Source organism: Flavisolibacter ginsengiterrae DSM 18136 (genome assembly GCF_059568575.1).
The window spans coordinates 33976-58802 of record NZ_JCANTR010000019.1; the positions used below are offsets into that span (position 1 = coordinate 33976).

The following is a 24827-nucleotide window of genomic DNA, read 5'->3' on the forward strand; positions in this document are numbered from 1 at the left end:
TTCTATTAACCGACTATCCAAATGAATTTTAAACTAGCCGCCGCCAGGGTTATCTTATTCCTGGTAGTCTGTACTCCTTTTTTACTGTATCGCCAGGGAATGGTAAAGTCCGGGAAGAACTTTGTTTTTCCATCCTCCTTAAAACTTTCTGCACAGCAACCTTCGGAAGAGGAAAATGAAGAATTCACTGCAGAAAGAATGGCACACGAGTATAAGATGCTCAGCAACCCTGTGACAGGTAAGATTCCTGCACATATCCGGGAATTGGAATTGGAATCAGTTAGAAATATCCCTTCCAGGGAATCCAATAGTGCTTTGTGGCGTGGAGGTTCTGTCCTGGCTCAAAACACTTATGAAAGTGTTGGACCCAATAATGTAGGGGGCAGAAGCAGAACCCTTGCTTTTGATAAACGCAATCCAAGCATTATGATCACGGGTGGGGTAACGGGTGGCATATTCAGGAGCACGGATGGTGGAACCACCTGGACATTTGTTTCCGGTGAAAATGATATTCGCAGCGCTACAACCATTGCCCAGGATCCCTTTAATCCTGATACCTGGTATTGTGGAACAGGAGAAGCCTTCTATCCTATCAGTTCCCAGGATGTATCAAACGGAACATTTGGATTTGGAATATTTAAAAGCACCAATAATGGTGTCAGCTGGAGCAAATTGTCCTTCACCGTCCTTAATAATAATGAGAACCAGTTAGATAATGCATTTGACTTGGTTCATAAGATTGCAGTACATCCATTGAATGGTAATGTGTATGCCGCAGTACACAGGAGAATCATGCGATCAACAGACGGAGGTCAAACCTGGCAGGCTGTATTGGAAGGTCCTTCTCCGGCTACTGCATCAGCAGGAATGTCAGATGTCATAATATCATCTAATGGTTCTAAAATATATGCAGCCATCAGTGGAGCAAATCCTGACAGAAGCCTTGCAGGTGTATGGGAATCCGCATCTGGAGATGTGGGATCCTGGAAAAGAATTGCAGGTGGTGCCTTGGGTCAGACAGACTCAATTCCCGGATGGCAATCCTATCCTAACTGGGAAAGAATTGTACTCGCTTTAAATAGCACGAACAACAAACTTTTTGTACTGTATAAAAATGGCAAATCAGCCAGCGATGCAGTGCCGGTCCCCGAAGCTGATCTATTCAGGGCTGATGTTTCTACTGGAAATTCTGCTACCTACACGTGGACAAATTTAAACAGTTATGTTCCGGATGAACCTGATTACAACGAGGCAGGCATTGATCCTTACACCACGCAATTCAGTGGCTTTAACATGTCTATCAATGTGAAGCCTGATAATGATAATATTCTTTTTATTGGCGGCTCCGTATTAGAAAGAGTCAATCTTGCAACGACAGATCCCGCATTGAAGTTCAGGAGAGTCGGGGGATATGGCAAAGGGTTTTTTCCATCAGGAAATTTTATTTATCCCAATCATCATCCTGACATCCATGGCATCTACTTTCCCCCGGGCAGCAACGATGTAATGTTCACCGCTGATGATGGAGGTATTCACAAAACCACCAGCAGCACCATGGCTGATACAGTAACATGGACACCATTAAATACAAATCTGCAAACCATTCAATACCAGTTCGTAAACATACAGCAGGATACTGAAGCGGATTTTATTATTGGCGGAGCCCAGGATAATGGAACCTATATCAATCTCAACCCCGGTACAGGTCTTGATCATATCCAGTTAACTGGAGGTGATGGTGCTGCAGCAGCAGTGAGCCAGTTCTTTAAAACTGGTAATACATGGAAACAATATTGGTATATGACTGTGGTGCAGGGTGCAATATACAGGAGCAATTTAACCTGGCAGGTTTCAGGCAATAGTATTAACCTGACTGATTATAATCAAAACGACATTACACCCACTGGTCAAAAAGATAATGGACAATGGCTGACATTATTTGTGAACGATCCAGATTCAACCGATCATTTGTATTATAACAATAAAAACAAATTATACAGAACAAAAACAGCATCAACAGTTACTTCTTCCAGTTGGACAGATATGACTGGTGTCAATAACACCATTCCAACCAGCGAAGAGTTTTCTGCAATGTCTATCAGTAAATCAAGGAATGGAACCAAGTATTTATACTTTGGCACTATTGCAGGTAAAGTTTATCGACTGAATAACCCCAACACCAATACGACAACAACACCTGTTTCTATCACACCTGCCTCCATGTTACAGGGAAGCTATATTGCAGGAATAAGCGTCAATCCAAGAAACCCTGATACGGTCCTTGTTGTCGTTTCGAACTATGATGGAGTAAATTCAAGTGGTCAACAGGTAACTGTAAACAATATATTCTGGACTGGGAATGCTACGGCTGCAACTCCAACCTGGCAGGTAATTGATGGCGCATTGGGTACAGTATCATCCCAGAGTTGTGCCATAGTGGTAAAGAATAGCGGCGTTGAATATTATGTAGGCACTTCTGTCGGTTTATATAGTACTACAACCATTGCCGGGGCCAGCACTCAATGGTTCAATGAAGGAACCGGGATGATTAAAAAGGCTCTTGTCCGGTCGTTGGTCAACAGGCAAAAGGACAATACATTATTAGTAGGTACACATGGTAATGGAGCATTTGTGGCCAGCATAGGTGACGCTGTGGTCCTGGATAATAATATTATTACAGGTATCAATGACCCCGTTACTAACGATAAGAATTTTATCAGATTGGTTTATCCAACTTTTTCAGGTGATGAAGTGTTTTTCAAAACAGGAAATATGTACAGCATCAAAAACATATCAGTCGAACTGTTTGGCATGAATGGACAAAAGATAAGCCAGGCACAGCAGGCGTATCAAAATGGTTCGGTCAGGATAGGCACCCTTTCCCGGGGAAATTATATTCTTCAGATAACTAGCAGTGACGGCAAATACCGGCATGTACAGAAGATCTCTAAAAATTAGAAAAAAGGCTGCTTCCAATGAAGCAGCCTTTTTTCTACCTGCTTTATAATGCTTTTGACGTTACTATTTACTCAATACAATGACTTCATTTTTATATTCATTGACTGCCACATTTATAATCTGATATATAGAATGTTCCAGTGAAATATAAGATCTTTAAAACTGTTGGTTATCAACACATTACTACAGAAAGTTGCAGTAAGCAACCTTGCCATAGCCATAGCCATAAATAAGACACAATTGGTAAATCAATAGGATTGCAAGCCTGGTAATAGTGGCTTTCTTGTAAGATGAAAATGGGCAGCACCTATTTTACCACGGACTTTACCAGCCTTCCTCTAGGGTATGCACCGTGTTTGTACCGCCTCTTTAAAGGGGCGGCTCATACACGGCTCAAAGGCGTTTCAAAGGCGGCTCATACTAGTTGATAATTAGGAGCTGTACAATTCCAATTTGGGTAGTGATATACTAATATTTCATGTCAGAAAAGTTGCCAGGTTATAAGGTATCGTATCATTCACAAGATAGTAGCGGAATACACCAGCCTTTACATAAGTATCCGTACACACATATGCAATTATTTTAATAAATATATTGCTGTGTGTATAAGATCAGGACCGGGTAATTAGGGAAGCATGAAAATTGCATTGTGATTGTATCCAGCTTTCCTTATTGAAACCTTTGTGTGTAAACTCACGTATATAGATCCAGACAATTTGAAACCAGGGCAGTATCAAAACCCGTTTATACCAGGGAGCATAAATTAATGAAATGAAAACTTTCTTTTATTCAGTACTAACCGTTCTGGTGATTCTTAGCCTTGTTATTTATTACCCTAACATAAAAAGCATTAAAGCAGTTCATATCTCAGGCTTAGATGAGAAGGAAGTTGAAGCCTCCTATACCACAGAAAGGGCCAGGTACGAATTTGACATGCTGAAAGATCCTAAAACCGGGCAGATCCCGAAGGATATTTTTGAAAAGGAACTCCTGTTTGCCAAAGGACTACCCGTTCGGGAGAATTCCGGAATTCAATACCGCATGGATGCCCTTAATAATTACATCCCTGCAGGTCCTAATAATGTAGGGGGAAGAACCAGGGCACTGGTGTATGACCTTCGTTATGATGGCACCACCAATAAAGTGATCATTTCGGGTAGCGTCAGCGGTGGTATCATGCGATCAACAGATGGAGGTGCCACCTGGATAAGAGTTTCGCCTGAAAATGACATTCACAATGTAACCGCCGTTGTCCAGGACCCAAGGCCTGGTTTCCAGGACACATGGTACGCAGGTGGGGGTGAGCCAATTGGTAATTCTACAGGGATAATAGCCCTGACCCAATACCTTGGATGGGGAATATGGAAATCAGTTAATAATGGAGCCAGCTGGACCAAACTTTCCCTTACAAATTTTACGGATATTCCTGGCAATGCAGCTTCAGGTACATCACTTGAATTATTTGACCATCCTTTTGATTTTGTACACAAGCTTTCCGTGAACCCGGCCAATGGTGATTTATATATTGCCGCACACCGCAGGTTGATCCGCTCCAAGGATGGAGGCACTTCCTTCCAAGCAGTGTTTGGAGGCACTACAGGCGCGACACCGGAAAATGGTCAAATGGATGTAGCCATTACCAATGCCGGTAGAATATTCCTGGCAGTCAATGGTGGATTCCAGGATGTAGGCTTAAGAGGCGTTTGGGTTTCCAATAACGGGGACCTGGCTTCATATACCCGAATTGCAGGCGGACAAACACTTAATGTAGATTCTATCCAGGGCTGGAGAGGAAATGCCTACAATTTTTTTTCGGGAACCACATACTATTCAAAAAGGATTCTTATAGGCCTTGCTCCTTCCAATCAAAATGTTGCCTATGTATTGTATGAGAATGGATTGCTCAGCGATAATGGTCAACCAGAGGGCGACTTGTTCCGGTTGGATATCAATGGCAATACATTTACCTGGACCAACCGGTCTGCCAACATGCCCGACTTTCCAGGTGGAAATTTTGCAGGAGTTGACCCTTATAGTATCCAGGAAGGTTATGATATGTGTATCACCATAAAACCCAATGATCCCAATTTTGTTATACTTGGCGGCACTAACCTTTACCGGAGTACAGATGGATTTGCCAGTACCGCAAACACATCCTGGATAGGTGGTTACAGGCAGGATGATATCACGACCCAGAATCCTGCGATCTACCCTAACAGCCATCCAGATATGCACAATTTTGCCTTTAACCCGGTTAATGTAAATGAGGGCATATCAGCAGATGACGGAGGCTTACATAAAACCACTAATATTTCTGCTGCAACTGTTACATGGAGCATCGTCAATAATTACCAGACCTTACAATATTATTATGTAGCCATTGATCCCATACGGGGTAAAAACAACTTTGCCGGTGGAGCACAGGATAATGGAACAACAGTCAGGGATCAAACCGGCCTGTTTGGCACCCCCCCTGCAGATAGCAATAATCACAGGATATTGTCAGGAGGTGGAGATGGAAATTCAGTAGGCTTTTCAAACATTACTGGTTCGACACAGTATATCTATTATGGCATACAAAATGGGAGATTAAGGCGAACACCATTTCCCACATTGAACAGCAGCACGGAAATTCGCCCACCCAACCTTACAGCCAGTACAGATCCTCCGACTGAATCTGACTTTGGTGAATTCGTCACGAATTTTAAACTTGATCCGGATAACACAGAAGATTTGTACTATGTCAATTTCAACCGCCTTTTCAGAACTACCACGGCTTCCACTACCAGTACCAATTCGGGCTGGACGGAATTAACAGGTGTTGCCCAGGCCATCAATGCAGCCAATTCCACAAGCGGAAGAAATATCAGAATCAGGGCAATGGCATTTAGCAGGGGGCCGTATAATTCCAATCATGCGCTATACATTGGTACAACACCTGACCTGGATGCGACCACCAACGTCAGGCAGGGGAAAATCTTCCGAATAGATGATCCAAGAAATTTCCCGGCAACGGGTACACCTGTAGATATTACACCAGCTGGCTTGCAGGGTAATGTGCAGAATATTGCGGTCAATCCCAATGATGACAATGAGATCATGGCAGTAGTTTCCAATTACGGCGCTATAGGTATATGGTGGACAAACAATGCTAAAACAGCAACGCCAACATGGAAAGTAGCGGAAGGTAATTTAACGCTGCCCTCTATACGTAGCTGCATGATCGTGGTTAAAAAAGACGCAGGTAACAATCCAGTTACAGAGTATTATGTCGGCACTTCTGTAGGTCTTTACAGTGCTAGCGATATTGCCGCTGGTCTGTTGTCAGGAACAGCACCAACCTGGCAGCGTGAGGGCAATAATATTTTAAACTTTGCCGTGGTTCAATCACTGGCATACCGTCCTTCAGACAATGTTATGGTAGTTGGCACCCATGGAAATGGCATGTATTATACTTTTCTGGGAACGCCGAATTTTAACGGTGATGTAGGGACAGGCATTGAACCTGTGAATAATGATACCAGTTTCATTTCTAAAGTATACCCCACTATCACAAGCGATAGGGTTTTATACCAGGTGGGCAGCATACCAGGTATCAAAAAACTAAAAATCCAGGTACACAACAGTGGAGGTCAAATGGTACTTTCCCGGGAAACTGCTTATACAAATGGTGATATTGATTTGAGCAGGCTGTCAAAAGGTGTTTATTTTTTGATACTGAATACAATTGATGGAAGACATCGATTCGTACAAAAATTAATTAAGCGTTAAAGAACCAACGCACATCAAACATTCATCTCTAAATTGCTTCAAATACTATAATTTACCTTATCCCATTTCAACAACAGGTTTATGAAGTATTTTTTATTACTCTTTACGCTTTCTATTTTACTTTCCTCAGGATTGTTCGCGCAAAACAGGTCGGATGTAAAGTTATATGCCTATGCAAGACCCGTTACGGGTGGTGTAATGCCAAAAGTCTCCATCCAGGAAAATGGTAGTCAAACGATGATCACCCCAAAAACAAAATACAGTTACCTTTTTTACCTGGAAGGACCTAAAAAACTAAGGATCTATCCTGTTGAACTCTGGATAAAGGGAGAGAGACATGGAATTAAAACTTCAGCGGTCAACAGTACGCCAGTAGAAATATCAACAGGAGAATTACCGCAATATTCCAAAACCATCACCCTGGTGCCTAAAACGAATAATAAAGTAATAAAGCTGGATCCTGCTGTTGCTGTTAATGGAAAGGATTTTCCAAAGGCTAAAGCCAAAGCAGAAACAAATGAAATTGTGCTGGTGTATAAGTACGCAGGAAAATTCTATTATGCAGTCCAGGAGAAGATCAAGATACTGGATCCTATAGTATTACAATAAAAATAAGGCCGGTAAGAATACCGGCCTTTAACCTAAACCGTCCGACTAAATATCTTGAGTGTTTGTTATCGTCTTTTCACGGATATATTTTTCAACTTCTGTGCCAATAGCGAAAAATTGTGGATAACTTACAAACGCAATTTTTAATCAGCAGGTATTTCCAAATTGTTAAAACAAGTTTATGGCAGCTCCACCCTGGAGGACAGGTGTTATTACCCGGATAGAAGAAGAGACCTCAAATACACGACGTTTCTGGATCCAGATCCCTGAGATGGAGTCTTTTGATTTTGTTCCGGGGCAATTTGTAACCATTGATCTGCCTATTCATGATAAGCCCAATAAAAGATGGAGAAGTTACTCCATTGCATCATGGCCGGATGGGACAAATGTGATAGAATTGTTGATTGTTTTACTCGAAGGGGGTAAAGGAACTTCCTATTTATTCCAGGAAGGTAAAGTTGGATTGGAATTAATACTTCGTGGACCCCAGGGGGTATTCACACTACCTGATCCCATTGAAAAGGATCTTTATTTTATTTGCACCGGTACAGGCATTGCTCCTTTTCGCAGCATGATACATTATATCCAGGAACATCATGTTCCACATAAAGACATCTACCTCATTTTCGGCACCCGCAAAAGAGAGGACCTATTGTATATGGATGAAATGAAAAGACTTGAAATGGAGATAGAAGGCTTTCATTATATACCCACACTTTCCAGGGATCAATGGGAAGGTTGCTGCGGGTATGTTCATTCTGTTTACGAAAACCTGGTAAATGAAAAAAAGAATGATCAATCATTAAGGGAGGCAGGTTTCTATCTGTGTGGCTGGAAAAATATGGTTGACGAAGCCAAACAAAGAATACAAACACTTGGATACGATAAAAAAAGCATTCACCTGGAGCTTTATGGATAATCAGAACCGGTATTCCTTTCAGTAATTATCTTCGCCGGTCTATGTTTGTTTTATTAAAAGTTATTTTATTTTTTCTCAGGCCAATAGTATGGATAGTAGCCATTTTTATTATTGCCTTATTTCAATCCAATGCCACCAGGAAGCAACTATTATTTAAATTGGGGCTACTGTTTCTTATAGTTTTCAGCAATCCCTTTATTATAAGACAAGTACTAAACTATTACGAAGAAAAACCTTTTGATCCCGGAACTAATGCTCATTTTACTGCCGGTATAGTGCTTGGTGGATTTGTATCTTACAATAAAAATGATGACAAGGGATATTTTAACGCAGCCAGCGATCGGTTCATTCAAACTGCGTTGCTTTATAACAAAGGGACAATAGACCGGATAATTATAGCTGCCGGCAATGGATATATAACAAAACACGATTTTAAGGAGGCCAATTTTATTAAAGCAAACCTGGTGACCTTAGGAATTCCGCAGGAAAAGATATTAACTGACAGCAGCTCCAGAAATACAGTAGAAAATGCAATAAATTCCAGGGCAATCATCCAGTCAGAACGATTACAAGGTCCTTTTTTATTGATTTCTTCAGCCATGCATTTGCCAAGAGCAAAGCTTGCGTTTGAAAAGCAACATGTACAGGTAACACCCTATCCCTGTGATTTTGATTCAAGGAATGTCGGGAATAACTTTATGGAGGATTATTTACTTCCTTCTTCCCTGGCCATAAATAAATGGGAAAACCTTATCAAAGAAATTGCGGGGATCACAGTTTACAAGATCTCGGGCAAAGGATAAATGTTTGAAGTCATTAAAGGGCCTTCAATACTATTTCCCTGATCTTATCAATCGGTATCCTTTCCTGCAACATGGTATCCCGGTATCTTATGGTAACAGTATTGTCTTCCTTGCTTTGATGATCAACTGTTATACAAAAGGGTGTTCCTATTGCATCCATCCTGCGATACCTTTTTCCAATGGTGTCTTTTTCTTCATAAAAACATCGAAAATGCTCCATGCATGCATCCATAATGGTTCGTGCAATTTCGGGCAAGCCATCCTTTTTTACCAATGGAAGTATGGCCAGCTTAATAGGCGCGAAACGTGCGGGTAATTTCAATACCACACGGCTATCCTTTTTCTCATCAGTGCTCAGGTCCTGTTCTTCATAAGCCTCGCTGAGAAGCATCATTACCGTTCTGTCAACACCAATAGAGGTTTCAACAACATATGGAATATAATTACCAAATGGTTTGCCTGTTTCTTCGTTGATATCATTATCAAAATACTGCAGCTTTTTTTTGCTGTATTCCTGGTGATTCTTCAGGTCAAAATCCGTACGGGAATGAATACCTTCCACTTCCTTAAATCCAATTGGAAAATCATACTCTATATCACAGGCAGCATCTGCATAGTGTGCCAGCTTTACATGGTCATGAAACCTGTATTTTTCAGCGGGAATGCCCAGGCCTAAGTGCCATTTCATACGCTCTGCTTTCCAGTGTTCGTACCATTGTTTTTGCGTGCCAGGCCTGATGAAAAACTGCATTTCCATCTGTTCGAATTCCCGCATGCGAAATATGAATTGCCTGGCTACGATCTCGTTCCGGAAAGCTTTGCCTATTTGAGCAATACCAAAAGGTATTTTCATTCGACCGGTCTTTTGCACATTCAGGAAATTAACGAATATGCCCTGGGCCGTTTCAGGACGGAGATAGATCCTGTTCTCTTCTTCTTCAGAAGAAACTGCTCCAAATTCAGTAGAGAACATCAGGTTAAATTGTCTTACATCCGTCCAATTGCAGGTATTGCTTACAGAACAGGCTATCTTATTATTTTCAATTAAAGTCTTCAGGCCATCAAAATCATTAGCAGCTAAAAGCGTATCCATTTCCTTAAGTAAGATCTCTGCCTGTGGCTGTTGTCCATCCTTTTCCAGTTCATCAGCCTTTGCTTCAATTAAATGATCTACGCGATAGCGTTTATTACTATCCCGGTTATCGATCATAGGATCGCTGAAATTATCTACGTGACCGCTGGCCTTCCATGTAGTAGGATGCATAAATATGGCAGCATCTATACCCACTATATTCTCATGCATCTGCACCATGCTTTTCCACCAATGATCCTTGATATTTTTCTTAAGCTCACTTCCCCATTGTCCATAATCGTATACTGCTCCTAATCCATCGTAAATTTCAGAGGAAGGAAATATGTAGCCATATTCTTTACAGTGCGATATTATTGCCTGAAAACGGTTATTATCTGTTGCCATAATGGCGGCAAAAATAAGTTGAATGCCTGAGAACTGTACATTCACATTATAGGTCCGAAGCTTACTTTACGGTTATATTATCTCCGGTTTTTTCGTTTTCTTCTTTGATTTGTTGTTCGTGCTGCTTCAGGGATCCTTTCCCCTCTTCCACTTCCACCTGTTTTATCCATACAGCATATTGATCTGGCTGAATGCGGCTACCATAACTGCAGGCATAGGCTTTTGTGAACTCTGCCCCAAAATATAATATGATAGCAGAATAATAGATCCAAAGCAGCAATACCACCAATGAGCCTGCAGCCCCATAAGTGCTTCCTATATCACTTTTGCCTATGTAAAATGTAATGGCAAATTTTCCCAGCATAAATAAAATAGCCGTGGTCATAGCCCCCGTTATGACATCCTTCCATTTAATGATGGCATCAGGTAGTACACGGAATATGATGGCGAATAGTATGGTGGTTACAGAAAAAGTTATGACCAGGTTAAGGATGTAAACCAACGTAACTGCCATCTCCGGAAAATGGGCCTGTAACCTGTTCATCAATCCTTCTATAACACCGTTAACAATCAGGGATACCAATAGTATAAATCCAAGACTTACGACCACAGAAAATGAGATGAGCCTGTTGATCAACATTTTAAGCCAACCTTTTTTGGGTTTAGGTTTTAAATTCCAGATCATATTGATGGAATCCTGTATTTCTGAAAAAACACTGGTAGCACCAACCAACAGCGTAATGAAGCCAACAACAGCCGTTACATGACTTTTACCGCTTAAAGAAGCATTTTTAATAATATCCTGGATTTGCAAGGCTGCTCCTGGTCCAACAAAGCCTCTTAACTGGCCATAAATAGTGCCTTCAACAGCTTCTCTTCCATAAAACAGATCAGCAAAAAAAATGATCACAATGAGCATGGGGCCAATAGAAAATATGGTAAAATATGCCAATGCTCCACTTAGCTTAAATATTTTGTCGTTGGTAAATCCCGTAACAGACTCAGAAATTAATTGCCAGACCCCTTTAAGTGTCAACTTTTTGGTCATTCTTTTTTTATTGTAAGCTACAAAAAGACAGCCACGGTACTCATCCATGGGATTAATTACATACCGATCACCTGTCTTTATTAGAAGAGGTATTAAAAATATATAGGACAATACCCAATAAAACAGTGCCTAACCCTCCATTTTTATCCTTAGGCGATGCGGTTGCATAACCCATTTGTGGAGCCTTGCCAGGAACTGGTTTACGTTTTCCTTGTTCTGAAGGAACTGGTGTAATTCCCATTAATTTAGATCCCTGAACTACTGGTTCTTTATCCCATTTCGCATATTCATTTGGAATCACGGGCTCACCTTTTTGAAGGGCATAACTTCTGGTGAACTCAGCACCGAAATACAGGATGATAGCTGAATAATAGATCCATACCAATAGTATAACAAGGGAACTGGCAGCGCCATAGGTACTGCCAACATCTGTTTTACTTACATAAAAAGAAATGGCAAACTTACCTATCATAAATAGCAACGAAGTGGCAAGAGCTCCAGGCCATACAGCTTTCCATTTGAGCTTCACATCTGGTAAAACCTTAAAGATGATTGCGAATAAAACTGAAGCGACCACCAGGGTTAACAAAAGATTGATCGCATAAAATATTATAATGGCTATTCCAGGAAATGCTGTTCTTAATTTGTCGCCAATACCTTCCACAACAGCTGTGACTGCAAGAGATACCAACAATAAAAAGCCAAGTGAGGCTACCAGGCCAAAAGACAAAACCCGGCTTATTATCAATTTCATAATGCCAGCTTTCGGTGAAGCTTTTAATCCCCAAATACCATTGATCGAATCCTGGATCTCCCCAAATACAGAGGTTGCGCCAATTAGCAAAGCAATAACTCCAATAATTGCTGCTACACCTCCGTTGCCACTTACCCAGGCGTTTTTAATGATGACTTGCACCTGCCCTGCGGCATCACTGCCAATAAATCCCTGCAATTGCGAAACTATGTTCCCCTCTACTGCTTCCCGCCCAAGAAAAAGACTACAGAGAAAAATTACGACGATCATTAAAGGCCCAAGAGAAAACACAGTGTAATAAGCCAGTGAAGCGCTGAGCTTGGTTATTTTATGTATTGAAAACCCTTTGAATGCCAATTTGATTGCTGACCAGACCAATTTTCCGGAAAATTTTTTCATTGGATCTTTTTGGCGATAATTCTACAAAAAAGTCGCCAAGGGTATTTTCAACAACGAACAATCTAAAAGATAAAACATGCAGGTCTGTTTTTTTCACAAAACCTGCCAAGGCTAACCTGAAAGTTTATCATTTTGCCGGTGTCTTTGGGCATCCCTGGTATTCTTCTTATCAAAGTTTTTTTGAAGGGCTTCTGCCAGGTCAACACCGGTTTGATTGGCAATACAGATCAATACCCATAATACATCTGCCAGTTCATCAGCGAGCTCTTTTTTCTTATCACTTTCTTTGAATGACTGTTCCCCATATATGCGACTCATTAACCGGGCAACTTCTCCTACTTCTTCAGTAAGAATGGCCATGTTTGTCAATTCACCGAAATAACGAACACCAGTGGTTTTGATCCAATCATCTACTTTTTGTTGGGCTTCCTTTATGGTCAGATCAGAATTCATATCATTTGCAAGTTGAAATCAGAATAAATTGTGTTTTTAATTTCTTATGTTTTTTACCCTATGCCTTTGTGGTTAAGTTTAATATCCATCAAGGTAGCAATTGAAGCAGCTCTTTGTTTCATCAGGGTAGCTTTTGGGCCTTCAAAGTATTCATCAATGTTGAGATTGAAAAGCACCACCCACCTATCGAGATGCTCCTTTTTGATGGAAGACAGGGAATGTATGTGCTGGTGAACTTCCATAACATTTTTACGGTAAGAATGAGTACCCAGGATAACAGATTCCCAGAAATCAGCTATTACAGGAATATGTGTTTCCAGGTCAAGGGGAACTACTTCCGTAAAGAACCTACCTATTAATTCATCTTTGAATGCCTTATTGTAAAAGTTCTCTAAAAGCTCAACCAGGTCTGCACGATTCTCAATATCCCTTATATACTGCATTGTATTGTTTGTGGATGAAACTAAATCTATTCCCTGTTCTTAGTATCAATTAGAATAGTAACTGGTCCATCGTTCAATAATTCAACTTTCATATCGGCACCAAAGATGCCCTTTTCAATACCAGCTCCAAGGTCTGTTTCTAATTGCCTGATCATTTGCTCATATAAAGGAATAGCTATTGCTGGCTTACTTGCTTTGATATAACTGGGCCGGTTCCCTTTTTTAGTGGAAGCATGTAGCGTAAATTGACTGATCAGCAAGATACCGCCACCTATCTCCAATACAGACCGGTTCATGACACCATCTACATCATTAAATACCCGAAGGTTCACAATTTTATTACTTAACCAGCTGATATCCTCACTATTATCAGCATCCTCAATACCTAATAATACCAACAGGCCTGGTCCAATCTGGCCGGTTACTCTCTTATTAATAGTGACCCTTGCATAGTTAACTCTTTGAATGACAGCGCGCATAAAAGTTACGAAGTTAAAAGCATGAAACACGATTTTTGCATCAGAGGTAAATATGATCGATATTTCACAGGAACTAAAATTCCAAACAACCCGTAGCGGAGGCAAAGGAGGACAAAACGTCAATAAGGTGGAAACTGCCGTCATAGGCTATTTTGACATTCCGGCATCTACATTGCTCAGCCAGGACCAAAAAGAACTGCTACTGCATAAACTGGCAAACAGGATTAATTCCGGGCAGATACTGGTAGTAAGATCACAAACCTTCCGTACCCAACTGGATAATAAGCAGGATGTAACCAACAAGATTAATGAGTTGATAGCCGGGGCTTTAAAAAAGAAAAAACTCCGGATTGCCACCCGCCCATCCCGAAAGGTCAAAGAAAAAAGGCTTGAATCCAAAAAACGATCTTCTGAAATAAAACAAGGCAGAAAAAAATTTAACCCGGGACAATTCTTTTAACAGGAGCCAATAGTAAAATACAATAGATTAGGGGCACAATTAGGAATTATTGAAAATCAGAATTGTCATAGTTATCTTATGCCTTTCAATAGCTTCCGGCGCCATATTGTTAAACAGTTGCCGTAAAACACCCATTTCATTCTATAGACCTACACCCATTCAATTTAATGTTCCTAATGGATTTCCCAATCCTGTGTATAATTTTCAAAATAATCCTTTAACGGAGGAATCCTTTTTACTGGGAAGAAAGTTGTTTTATGACGGAAGATTGTCCCTGGATGGCAATTTCCCCTGCTCTTCCTGCCATCAGCAGGTGGCAGCGTTCACCACCTATGAACATGATAGGAGCCACGGATATAATCATTCTCATACCTTGCGGAATGCCCCGGGCCTGGCAAATTTGGCATGGTATCCTGTATATAAATGGGACGGAAGTGCTTCCTCTCTTGAAGCCATCTCGCTGGCTCATATCGCCGCCCCTGATGAAATGGCTGAGACCATGAATGGAATTATAGCCAAATTAAAAAATGATACGGCTTACCAACGTTTGTTCCAGGCAGCCTTTGGTTCGCCCCAGGTAACGCAGGAGGGGATTTTAAAAGCATTGACACAATTTGTTATTAACCTCGTTTCATCCAATGCTAAATATGACAGGGTAAAAAAAGGTGAAGCAAGTTTTTCTGCCGAGGAACAAAATGGCTACACTGTATTTCAAAATAAATGCAATACCTGTCATAGGGAACCATTATTTACCGATTTCAGTTTCCGGAATATTGGATTTGAAATAGATCCATTTCTCAATGATCTTGGGCGTATGAGAGTAACGGGAGACCCAAAAGATTCATTAAAATTCAGGGTACCCAGCCTGCGCAATGTGGATCTGACATCTTATTATTTACATGACGGGCGTTTGAGCGCGATGAGAATGATGTTAGAACACTACCGTTTTGGGATCAACAAAAGCCCTACGCTTGACCCTTTATTGATAAACGGAATAACACTGACGGATACCGAGGAAAATGATATGATTGCATTTTTACGAACCCTTAGTGATTCTTCCTATATTAATAACCCCAGGTATAGGGAACCATAAATATTTCACATTATCTTTCGCTTATCCCATTATAATGTTACATCCTTATAAAATATTGCAATGTTCAATTATGAGCCATTAAATTTGAGGCTCTTTAAATCTATATCCATTTGAGCGGCATCAAAAAATTAGCAGGGCAGACATTGTGGTATGGGGCCAGTTCTATTGCCGCACGCTTTATCAACTATTTACTCACCCCATATCTTACCTATGCCCTGAAAGGAGCAGCCTATGGCGAAATGAGCCTGGTATATGCCACCTTACCCTTTCTCAATATAGTATTTACGTATGGCCTGGAAACAGCCTATTTCAGGTTTTCAAAGACTAAAGAACAGGAAGGTGAAGTATATAATACTTCAATGGTGTCTCTTATAGTGAGCACAGCCATTTTGACCACAATTCTGATCTTATTTAATAAACCCCTGGCCACCCTGATTGGCATAAAGGAACATCCTGAATATTTTACCTGGAGCGCATTCATTATTGCTTTTGATGCCCTCACTACACTGGCTTTTGCCAAGTTACGTTACGAAGGACGACCGGTAAAGTTTGCCACAGTGCGCATTGCAGGCATATTGATCAATATTGCACTGACATTTTTCTTTTTGTCTGTATGTCCAAAGATCCAACAGCAATCGCCACATGGATTTATTGGCACATTCTATAACCCAAAAATTGGTGTGGGTTATGTGATCATAGCCAACCTGGCCCAATCCATATTTACATTACTGTTTTTGTCAAAAGAATTGATGGCATTCAGGTGGAAATTCAACACCAGGTTATGGAAGGATATCATTGTGTACTCGGCTCCATTGATCCTCGCTGGTTTTGCCGGAATGATCAATGAGACCTTTGACAGGATCATGTTGAACTGGTGGGCACCGGTAGCCACAGCAGAAGCTGCAAAAATTGAGGTAGGAACCTATAGTGCCTGCTACAAGCTTTCGATATTGATAACACTATCTGTACAGGCTTTCCGCATGGCTGCAGAACCTTTTTTCTTTTCAGCTTCTCATGGACAGCAACCACAAAGAGTGTATGCCAGGGTGATGAAATTCTTCGTTATAACGGTGTGTTTCATGTTCCTTGCCGTTGTTCTTTTCCTGGATGTCTGGAAGTATTTTATTCAAAACAAGGTTTTCTGGCAAGGTTTAAAAGTGGTACCCATCCTTTTGTTAGCCAACATATTCCTGGGCATTTATTACAATCTTTCCATCTGGTATAAGCTTTCCAATAAGACAATGGCTGGCGCCTGGATCACATTGATAGGTGCCGCAATTACACTTATCATCAACTTCCTGTTCATTCCACGGTTTGGGTATATGGCATGCGCCTGGGCTACATTCTTTTGCTATGGCAGCATGATGATAGTATCCTATACATGGGGGCAGAAAGAATACATGGTGCCCTATGCCTGGAAAAAACTTGTAGCCTATTTAATTATAAGCGTGGCTCTGTACGGCGTTTATACCCTGTTCGGCCTTTTGAATATTGGTGTATGGGTAAACCGTGGTTTTGCGTTGGTTCTAATTGCTTCTTTTGGCCTGCTGATACTGAATATTGAGAGAAAAGAGTTTCAGAAAATGCCTTACATAGGCCGTTTTGTATAAAAGTTGCTTTTAACCACTGCTTTACTTCTGTTATATTGGAGAATTCGATCAAATCATTTTTACAAATGGATTAGTTTTCATTTCATCTCCAATAGTGGTCGAATCTCCATGACCCGGATAAACAATAACATCGGCTGGTAAAGTATATAACTTCATCTTTATGCTTTCTTCCAGGGTTGTAAAATCACCACCAGGAAGATCTGTACGACCCACACTTCCCTGGAAAAGAACGTCACCACTGATCACAAATTTGGCATCCTTACTATAAAAACTGACACTTCCTGGAGAATGACCTGGTGTGAATATAACATCCAGTTCCTCATCCCCCAAAGAAATAGTTTGTCCTTCGGCAATGTAGATCAGTTCACCATCAAAATTATCAAACGGTAACTGCCATAGCTGGCCGGAAACAGGACCATAATCAAGAACAGCTTTTTCCAAATGGTGTAAATGAAGGGGCAGTCCATAGGTTTTCTGGACAAAACGATTACCGAAAATATGGTCAAGGTGGCAATGTGTGTTCAGGAGAAAAACGGGTTTGAGGTTATTCTTGTCAATAAACTCTTTCAATTGCTGTTCCTCGCTGGCAAAATAACAGCCCGGATCTATAATACAACAGTCCCTTTTCCCGTTGTATACGATATATGTATTCTCTTGCACTGGATTGAAAGTAAATGCCTGAACCGTTAACATGTACCTTTTTTGTATTTTTAGTTGCAATTTACTATCCAAAAATCGGGAGATACATTAAATCTGAAATTTCATCTACTTTATGATTAAATCGATTGGCCGGTTGGCCTGTGCAGCTTTTTTACTGGTATCTACCAATATAAAAGCACAGGTAAATGCCGTGGAGTATGGAAAAAACAGGGTGCAATATCAAAAATTCAATTGGAAATATTATCAGACTGAAAACTTCAACACATATTTTAGCCAGGATGGACTTGACCTGGGAAAATATGTGGCACAGGTTGCAGAAAAGGAATTGCCCCAACTGGAAGAATTTATTGAATATGGTCTCCAGAGAAGAGCTAATGTTGTAGTGTACAACAGTTTTGACGAGATGCAACAGTCCAACATCGGACTGGGTATTGATTGGCAGAATACAGGAGGTGTCACCAAATTGGTGAATAATAAAATGATGATCTATTTCGATGGCAATCATGAGAACCTGCGTCGCCAGATCAGGCAAGGTATTGCAGGTGTACTGATCGCGAATGTTTTATTTGGTGATGACCTGGGAGAAATGGCCGCCAACCAAACTTTGCTGGATCTCCCCAAATGGCTTACAGATGGCTATATCGAATATGCTGCTGAAGAATGGAGCCCTTCGTTAGACAACCAGTTGAAGAGTGCTTTGTTAAGCGGAGAATACAGCAATTTTTATAAACTGGCTTTTAATAAGCCAATGCTCGCAGGACATGCTTTCTGGTATTATATCGGTAATAAATATGGGCGGTCAAAGACCACTTACCTGTTATACCTCTCACGTATCTACCGCAACCTGAATAGTGCCACACAAAGAATTGCCAAGAAAAAGTTTAAAGCGGTTTTGCAGGACTTTATGACAGAAATGTCCCAAATGTATTACAAGGATATACGTGCACGCCGCCTGGTACCAAAAGGACAACTTTCAGTAACGGAAGAAATAGGAAAGAAAGACTTTATCAGATTCAATGCGAACCCACAGCAAAGGAGTTTTGCTTATGCCGTAGTTGAGTTCAAACAGGGCAAATACAGCGTGGTATTTCATCCCAATTTTGTTGACAGGAAAGTCATCCTGCAATATGGTGTACGCACCAGGGAAGATGAGATCAATCCTAATTACCCAATTCTTGCATGGGATGGCAAGGGCACAAGGCTTGCAGTGATATATAATCATGAAGGCAAGAACAAATTGTTTGTTTATGATGCCGTAAACCGTGTCAAGGTAGTGAACCAGGAACTCCCCATGTTCACGCAGGTTCAGGATATGAAATACATGCTGGATGCCAATACACTGATATTAAGTGCAGTAAAAAGCGGCCATACAGATATATTCGTTTACAAGATCGACAAACAATCCGTAGAGCAGATTACAGATGATGTGTATGATGACCTTGATCCTTCTTTTGTGGCTTTCCCAGGTAAAACAGGTATCATCTTTTCCAGTAATCGCCCTTCAGCAACTGCACCCAACAGCGATACCGCGGTTGCTTCCAGGCATTATAATATTTTCCTGATAGACAACTGGAACAAATCTGAATACAAACAGATCTCGCAGTTAACCAATGTTAAATTGGGCGACGCCCGTTATCCATCCCAGTACAATACCTCTCACTTTACTTTTGTAAGCGATGAAAACGGTATTAATAACCGGTATGCTGGCTTTTTCCGCTCAGAAAGGGCCGGTCTCGATACATTGGTATTCATTGGAGACGAAGTTTTGAGAAATCCTCCTCCCAAGGAAGTGGATAGTGTATTGAAAGAATGGGATAAGCCGGATATAGATTCAGTAGGATTTGTTTCTATTACCAACGATTCAGCCTATGTATTCCCCTTAACCAACTATCAAAGCAGTTTGCTTGAAACCAGGACGGCAGGCGATAACAGCCTGGTGAGTGAAGTGGTCAGGCAGGGCAATTATAAATTCCTGTATCGCCTGCGTGTAGACGAAAACACGTTGCGTCGCAGGAACGTCAGTGCCAAGCCAACAGAATATATGAAGAAGCAGATAGATAAGGCACGCATCGCTGCTTCCCGCAATGCTATTCTTGAGCAACCTGCCGGCGACACCACCAGGAAGCAAACTGACTTTTTCCAAAACGAGTTCCAGAATGAGAAAAAAGATACGACCACCTCACAACTGGGACAGGTTTTTGAGGCGGAAGAACTTCCATCAGAGACCATTCTCAAAAAAGCCAAATTGTATGAGTACAGGCCACCAAAATTCTTTAATGATTATGTAGTGGCAGGTTTGAATAATACCATGTTTGGAGTTAGCAAATACCAGCCTTACCAGGGTGGCCAGGGTCCAATAGAGCCCGCCAATGGTAATGATCTGAATGGATTGATCAGGATGGGTACTGTTGACCTGTTTGAAGATTACAAAATCTCAGGAGGCATTCGCCTGGCGCCTAATCTCCGTGACAATGATATCTTATTTGAATTTACCAACCTGAGGAAACGATTTGATTGGGGCTTCACCTACTACAGGAGCAGCGCTCAGAATATTATTGATACTTCCAATGGTACCAATCCCAATGGAATTGCCCTGGTGAAGCAGCATTCAAGTTATTATCTTGCCCGCCTGCGTTATCCATTTGATAAAGTAAGGAGTGTACGACTGACCATAGGACCCCGTTTTGATAATATCATATTTCCTGCTGTTGGCCTTGACGCAACAGTTGCTAATATAAAAGAGCCAAACAGGAAAAAGACTTATGGACAGTTTACACTGGAGTATGTGTATGACAATACCCTAAATCCTACCATGAATATCTGGCAGGGATTAAGGTGGAAGACTTATGTTGACTGGTTCACCCATCTGAACCCTGGCAATACTGAAGGTCGCTTCCTGTTCAATGCTGGTTTTGATGCCAGGCACTATCTGCCCATTTACAGGAATATTATCTGGGCACTCAGAGCAGCAGGTGATTTCTCCTGGGGTAACCAAAAAGTTGTTTACTACCTGGGTGGTGTTGACGGATGGTTGAAGTTCAGGGATAATTTCAAACAGGATCCTAATACAGGTGAACTTTCTTACCGGTATTTCGACCCTAATAATATGCCTGACCCGGATAATAATTATACTTACCAGGCGCTGGCTGTAAACCTTAGGGGTTTTAAACAAAATATCGCCAACGGAAACAATAATGTAGTGATCAATAGTGAGGTTCGCGTACCGGTGTTTAGCTCATTATTAAACAAACCTATTAATAATGCTTTCCTGCGAAACTTCCAGGTTGTACAATTCATTGACCTTGGAACAGCGTGGAATGGTCGTTACGATAATTTTGAAAGACCAACTTCCAGGTATGTAGATCAGTCTAATCCAACCGTATTGGTGAAACTAAAAGCTGGTGGCATAGGTCCATTTGCAGGCGGCTATGGTTTCGGTGCCAGGAGCACTTTATTAGGCTATTTTGTAAGATTTGACGCTGCATGGCAAATGAATGGTTTCTTTAGAGGAAAGCCACAGACCTACCTTGCTTTGGGCCTGGACTTCTAGTCTTTAATTGCAAAAATGTAAAAAGAGAGATGCTGATAACATCTCTCTTTTTTTATCCTGTATTCATTATAGTTATAGAATTATCCTATGAATGAAGGGAAACTGTTTAAAATTTTAACGAGAAAGAATTCTCTACACTCAGATAATCCTGGGAATGAATATAAGCGCACCTACAACCAGGGCTGCAATTGCGGTTATCAATACAGCTGCAGCAGCCAGGTCCTTGATCAATTTGATCTGGGGTTGGATCTCCTTTGAAAGAAAATCCATAGACTTTTCTATTGCCGTATTAAATAACTCAGCTGCCCAAACCATTGCGGCAACAATGACAAGTGAGACAACCTCTGAAAGGGTGATACGGAAATATATACTCAAAACAACAACCAATAAAGTAAGCCCGAGGTGTATCCAGCTATTATGTTCAGTTCTTAAAAGTCCCTTGATGCCATCCCAGGCATAACTAAAACTATTACCACGCTGTTTCCAGGAAAATTTGTTTTGTTGCATCAGCTACTTGTTTTATCAGCTATCCATTTCCACCAAAAAAACGCACAGGAAGTGTATACAAACATATGATACAAATCATCACTAACAGAGTGCCCATTCCGGATAATGGCCGCATAAACAGGTATTAAAAATAAAATTGTCAGTAAGGTTATGATAAATCCTATGAAATGAGTCGGAAAATAAGTCCACCCCCATTTTTTAAACCAAATTGTATTCATGATTCTATAAATTTTAAAATTACAAGATGCGAAGGTTCATACACACCAGGGATAAAATCAATATTCACACTATGGTAAGCTTTCCCAAATAATCTATGAGGTCTTTTATATTCCATACTGACATGTTTACCATTGAATTTTTCTTGAGTAATACATAATCACTCCAAGTGTGATAAATAATCCTACACTTCCCAGCAAGAGTGAATAATCCTGCAATTGAAGAATAGTAAACACATATACATACAATAACATAAGAATGGATGACAGTAATATAGCCAGTCTTGAAGATGCAAGTATTCCTTTGACAAACCATGCTATCAATCCTATAGTAAAAACAGAAGCAATCGCATATGCAGGATTAAACCCTATATATTCTGAAAAAGAAAGCAGCAATGTGTAAAACAGTATCAATGCCACTCCTATCAAACCATATTGAAATGGATGTATTGATTTTTTATTGTTTGTTTCGATAATGAAAAATGCAGCAAAGGTTAATAAAATACATAAAGCTGCATATTTAATGGACCTCATTGTTTTTTGATACCCGTTTACCGGAACAAATAAATCAACTCCAAATGAGGCGTTGGAAATAGTCGAATTTCCTGCAACCCGGTTTTCTTTAATTTGGTATACAAGGAAATCGTCATCCTTCCATTGCTGGGGAAAATTTCTTTTATGGCTAAGACTCTTCCATGTAGCAGAAAATCCAGAGTCATTCACTTGTGATGTTTGAGGTAAAATATTACCGGTAAAGCTGGGATGGGGCCATGAGGATGCCAGTTGCACAGAGGTGGATTTACCTACAGGGGTGAATAACAATTTTTCCGAGCCACTAAGGTTAAGTTCGGAAGAAAAACGAATGTCTTTTAAGTCATTTATACCGGTAATCGTTATAGGAGCTATTAATCCCTCTTCCATTGCAACAGGATCAATGGACTGTGCCATCAGGTTTAATGACTGATCATTCCAGGTTAATGTAGGTTCCTCGTTTAACCCTTTGTAGTCAGAAAGATGAAGCCTTATAAATGATTCACTCCAAATGATGTTTTCAACAGGGATATTTAACTTTTGGGGCTGAACAGTTTTGAATATGCCTGATATATTTATTTTCGAATTATAAAGTATTACTTTATAAATGCCTCTTGATTTCTCTTGCGGTATGAGTTTAGCACTCACATTTAACTCATCGGGCAGGAATGAAGAATAGTGCTTGGAACGCTTTTTTTGTGTACTGTCATCCTCATTTGCCCAATAGGGTAACACTAAAATTGGACCTGTTATATTTTGCTGACCTGCCCATTTGCTACTTACTTCTGCAATGGCTTCCTTTTGTCGTGCTTCTCTTTCTTCAATAAGATTTCTTACATAAAATGCCGGAATTTGTAATAATAATACCAGTATGCCGATAATTAATGCCTTGATAAGCAATTTGCTTTTTGTCCATACATTTTCAATTATTGTTTCCATACATGTTGATTTGATGAATAAATTTTATTTTCTATTGGATAATATTGTTCAAATACTTTCATTGGTTCAGCCCTATTCAATGCACCAGCCAATAATTATATAGTATCAGAAAGCACTTTGTATTTCAAAGTATAGGTGCAAAAAAAATTACTTCATACCCTTTATCATTTTCTCAAGTGCCATTATATGATCTGAAAATGATCTCTGCCCGATCTTGGTAACTGAATAGGTAGTATTGGTCTTACGCCCTATGAACCCTTTATGCACTTTGATAAAACCTTCCTGCTCCAGTGTGACCAAATGGGTGGCCAGGTTTCCATCTGTAACCTCCAGCATTTGTTTGAGGTCATTAAAGCTTATCTCTTCATTAACCATCAAAATGCTCATAACACCAAGACGTATCCTGTTATCAAATATTTTATTTAAACCAGATATAGGGTTATTTGCTGCCATTAATTTCTTTCAAGTTTATTTAGAACCAGGCTGCCTTTCATTTTTCCACCACATTGCAAAACCATATATTATATGCAATACCCCGAATCCAAATGCCCAGAAATAAAGCCCCAGACCAGGGAACTGTGTGGCAACAAGGCCTACGACAACTTCCATCAAACCCAGGTACCGAATTTCACTTAAAGTATACTTGCTACCATTTACTAAAGACAATCCGTAAAATACCAGGCATGCGGGAACTACAAATCTCCATTCCCGGTATTGAAGCATAGCGATAATAAAAATACCCCCCGAAACCAATGGGATCAGGATATTGATAATCATCATTTTGGAAGTGTGATCCCATAAGGGTAATTTATGTTCACCCGCCCTGCGCCATGTAAAATAAAATGCAGAAAGTAATGCCGCTGCAAGTACTACACCTGCAAGCATAAATAACCGAAGTTGCAGTTTTTGAAAACCAAATTCACTGTAGCTTCCGTTAGTATCGATATAATAATCACTGAGCCAGTAATAAGCAATCCAGGCCCCCGCCAATGCCAGCACACCAGCAGCGACGCCACTCAGCCCGCTTAATGAGATAAAGCGGCTGGATCGTTGCATCATTTTCCTGATATCCTTTATAGCCTCTAAATGTTGTGTGGGCTGATCCATAAAAAAGCACTTTGTATTACAAAGCAACAGTAATAAGTTCAA

The 24827-nt window shown here is 40.5% G+C and carries 20 protein-coding genes; 9 read left to right on the forward strand and 11 right to left on the reverse strand.

Annotated features, from left to right (window positions below; genetic code table 11):
- Positions 1-21: 21 nt before the first annotated feature.
- The 5 genes from BP74_RS17095 to BP74_RS17115 all read left to right on the forward strand — a co-directional run bounded on the left by BP74_RS17095 (position 22) and on the right by BP74_RS17115 (position 9060).
- On the forward strand, positions 22-2958 hold the full coding sequence (locus BP74_RS17095) for a T9SS type A sorting domain-containing protein (protein WP_496375899.1): 2937 nt from the start codon (positions 22-24) through the stop codon (positions 2956-2958).
- A 771-nt stretch (positions 2959-3729) separates the two neighbouring features.
- Complete coding sequence (locus tag BP74_RS17100) at positions 3730-6729, forward strand: T9SS type A sorting domain-containing protein (protein ID WP_496375901.1); 3000 nt, start codon at positions 3730-3732, stop codon at positions 6727-6729.
- A gap of 81 nt (positions 6730-6810) precedes the next feature.
- Positions 6811-7338, forward strand: coding sequence for a hypothetical protein (locus BP74_RS17105; RefSeq protein ID WP_496375903.1), 528 nt, complete (start codon positions 6811-6813; stop codon positions 7336-7338).
- Positions 7339-7519: 181 nt separating this feature from the next.
- The gene (locus tag BP74_RS17110) at positions 7520-8257 is read left to right on the forward strand and encodes a ferredoxin--NADP reductase (RefSeq protein ID WP_496375905.1); all 738 of its coding nucleotides are present in this window, start codon (positions 7520-7522) and stop codon (positions 8255-8257) included.
- Between the two features lie 41 nt (positions 8258-8298).
- Positions 8299-9060, forward strand: coding sequence for a YdcF family protein (locus BP74_RS17115; RefSeq protein ID WP_496375907.1), 762 nt, complete (start codon positions 8299-8301; stop codon positions 9058-9060).
- A gap of 13 nt (positions 9061-9073) precedes the next feature.
- Here the strand turns inward: BP74_RS17115 and BP74_RS17120 are convergent, their stop codons facing one another.
- The 6 genes from BP74_RS17120 to dtd all read right to left on the reverse strand — a co-directional run bounded on the left by BP74_RS17120 (position 9074) and on the right by dtd (position 14113).
- Positions 9074-10537: a glycine--tRNA ligase gene (locus BP74_RS17120; RefSeq protein ID WP_496375909.1), complete on the reverse strand. Its 1464-nt coding sequence runs from the start codon at positions 10535-10537 to the stop codon at positions 9074-9076.
- A gap of 61 nt (positions 10538-10598) precedes the next feature.
- Positions 10599-11633, reverse strand: a complete 1035-nt coding sequence (locus tag BP74_RS17125) for a YihY/virulence factor BrkB family protein (protein WP_496375911.1) — start codon at positions 11631-11633, stop codon at positions 10599-10601.
- 19 nt (positions 11634-11652) lie between these two features.
- A complete protein-coding gene (locus BP74_RS17130; protein WP_496375913.1) occupies positions 11653-12738 on the reverse strand; it encodes a YihY/virulence factor BrkB family protein in 1086 nt (361 codons plus the stop codon).
- A 111-nt stretch (positions 12739-12849) separates the two neighbouring features.
- Positions 12850-13191: a nucleotide pyrophosphohydrolase gene (locus BP74_RS17135; protein WP_496375915.1), complete on the reverse strand. Its 342-nt coding sequence runs from the start codon at positions 13189-13191 to the stop codon at positions 12850-12852.
- A 53-nt stretch (positions 13192-13244) separates the two neighbouring features.
- A complete protein-coding gene (locus BP74_RS17140) occupies positions 13245-13634 on the reverse strand; it encodes a group III truncated hemoglobin (protein ID WP_496375917.1) in 390 nt (129 codons plus the stop codon).
- A 26-nt stretch (positions 13635-13660) separates the two neighbouring features.
- Positions 13661-14113 carry a D-aminoacyl-tRNA deacylase gene (gene dtd, locus BP74_RS17145; RefSeq protein WP_496375919.1) on the reverse strand — a complete coding sequence of 151 codons (453 nt, stop codon included), beginning with the start codon at positions 14111-14113 and terminating at the stop codon, positions 13661-13663.
- Positions 14114-14165: 52 nt separating this feature from the next.
- Here dtd and arfB point away from each other — a divergent pair, with 52 nt between their 5' ends.
- From arfB to BP74_RS17160, 3 genes are all read left to right on the forward strand, one after another.
- Entirely contained in the window at positions 14166-14573 is a 408-nt protein-coding gene (gene arfB / locus BP74_RS17150; RefSeq protein WP_496375921.1) for an alternative ribosome rescue aminoacyl-tRNA hydrolase ArfB, read from the forward strand.
- A gap of 49 nt (positions 14574-14622) precedes the next feature.
- On the forward strand, positions 14623-15666 hold the full coding sequence (locus tag BP74_RS17155) for a cytochrome-c peroxidase (RefSeq protein WP_496375923.1): 1044 nt from the start codon (positions 14623-14625) through the stop codon (positions 15664-15666).
- Between the two features lie 110 nt (positions 15667-15776).
- Positions 15777-17276: a lipopolysaccharide biosynthesis protein gene (locus tag BP74_RS17160; protein WP_496375925.1), complete on the forward strand. Its 1500-nt coding sequence runs from the start codon at positions 15777-15779 to the stop codon at positions 17274-17276.
- 48 nt (positions 17277-17324) lie between these two features.
- Here BP74_RS17160 and BP74_RS17165 read toward each other — a convergent pair whose 3' ends face one another.
- Positions 17325-17969, reverse strand: a complete 645-nt coding sequence (locus BP74_RS17165) for an MBL fold metallo-hydrolase (protein ID WP_496375927.1) — start codon at positions 17967-17969, stop codon at positions 17325-17327.
- Positions 17970-18048: 79 nt separating this feature from the next.
- On the opposite strand from BP74_RS17165, the gene BP74_RS17170 reads away from it, so the two are divergent.
- Entirely contained in the window at positions 18049-21486 is a 3438-nt protein-coding gene (locus tag BP74_RS17170) for a BamA/TamA family outer membrane protein (protein ID WP_496375929.1), read from the forward strand.
- A gap of 138 nt (positions 21487-21624) precedes the next feature.
- On the opposite strand, the gene BP74_RS17175 is transcribed toward BP74_RS17170, so the two are convergent.
- The 4 genes from BP74_RS17175 to BP74_RS17190 all read right to left on the reverse strand — a co-directional run bounded on the left by BP74_RS17175 (position 21625) and on the right by BP74_RS17190 (position 24785).
- Positions 21625-21993: a diacylglycerol kinase family protein gene (locus BP74_RS17175; protein ID WP_496375931.1), complete on the reverse strand. Its 369-nt coding sequence runs from the start codon at positions 21991-21993 to the stop codon at positions 21625-21627.
- 344 nt (positions 21994-22337) lie between these two features.
- A complete protein-coding gene (creD, locus tag BP74_RS17180; protein ID WP_496375933.1) occupies positions 22338-23678 on the reverse strand; it encodes a cell envelope integrity protein CreD in 1341 nt (446 codons plus the stop codon).
- 147 nt (positions 23679-23825) lie between these two features.
- Positions 23826-24131, reverse strand: a complete 306-nt coding sequence (locus tag BP74_RS17185) for a winged helix-turn-helix domain-containing protein (RefSeq protein WP_496375935.1) — start codon at positions 24129-24131, stop codon at positions 23826-23828.
- A 15-nt stretch (positions 24132-24146) separates the two neighbouring features.
- Positions 24147-24785: a hypothetical protein gene (locus tag BP74_RS17190; protein ID WP_496375937.1), complete on the reverse strand. Its 639-nt coding sequence runs from the start codon at positions 24783-24785 to the stop codon at positions 24147-24149.
- Positions 24786-24827: the final 42 nt, after the last annotated feature.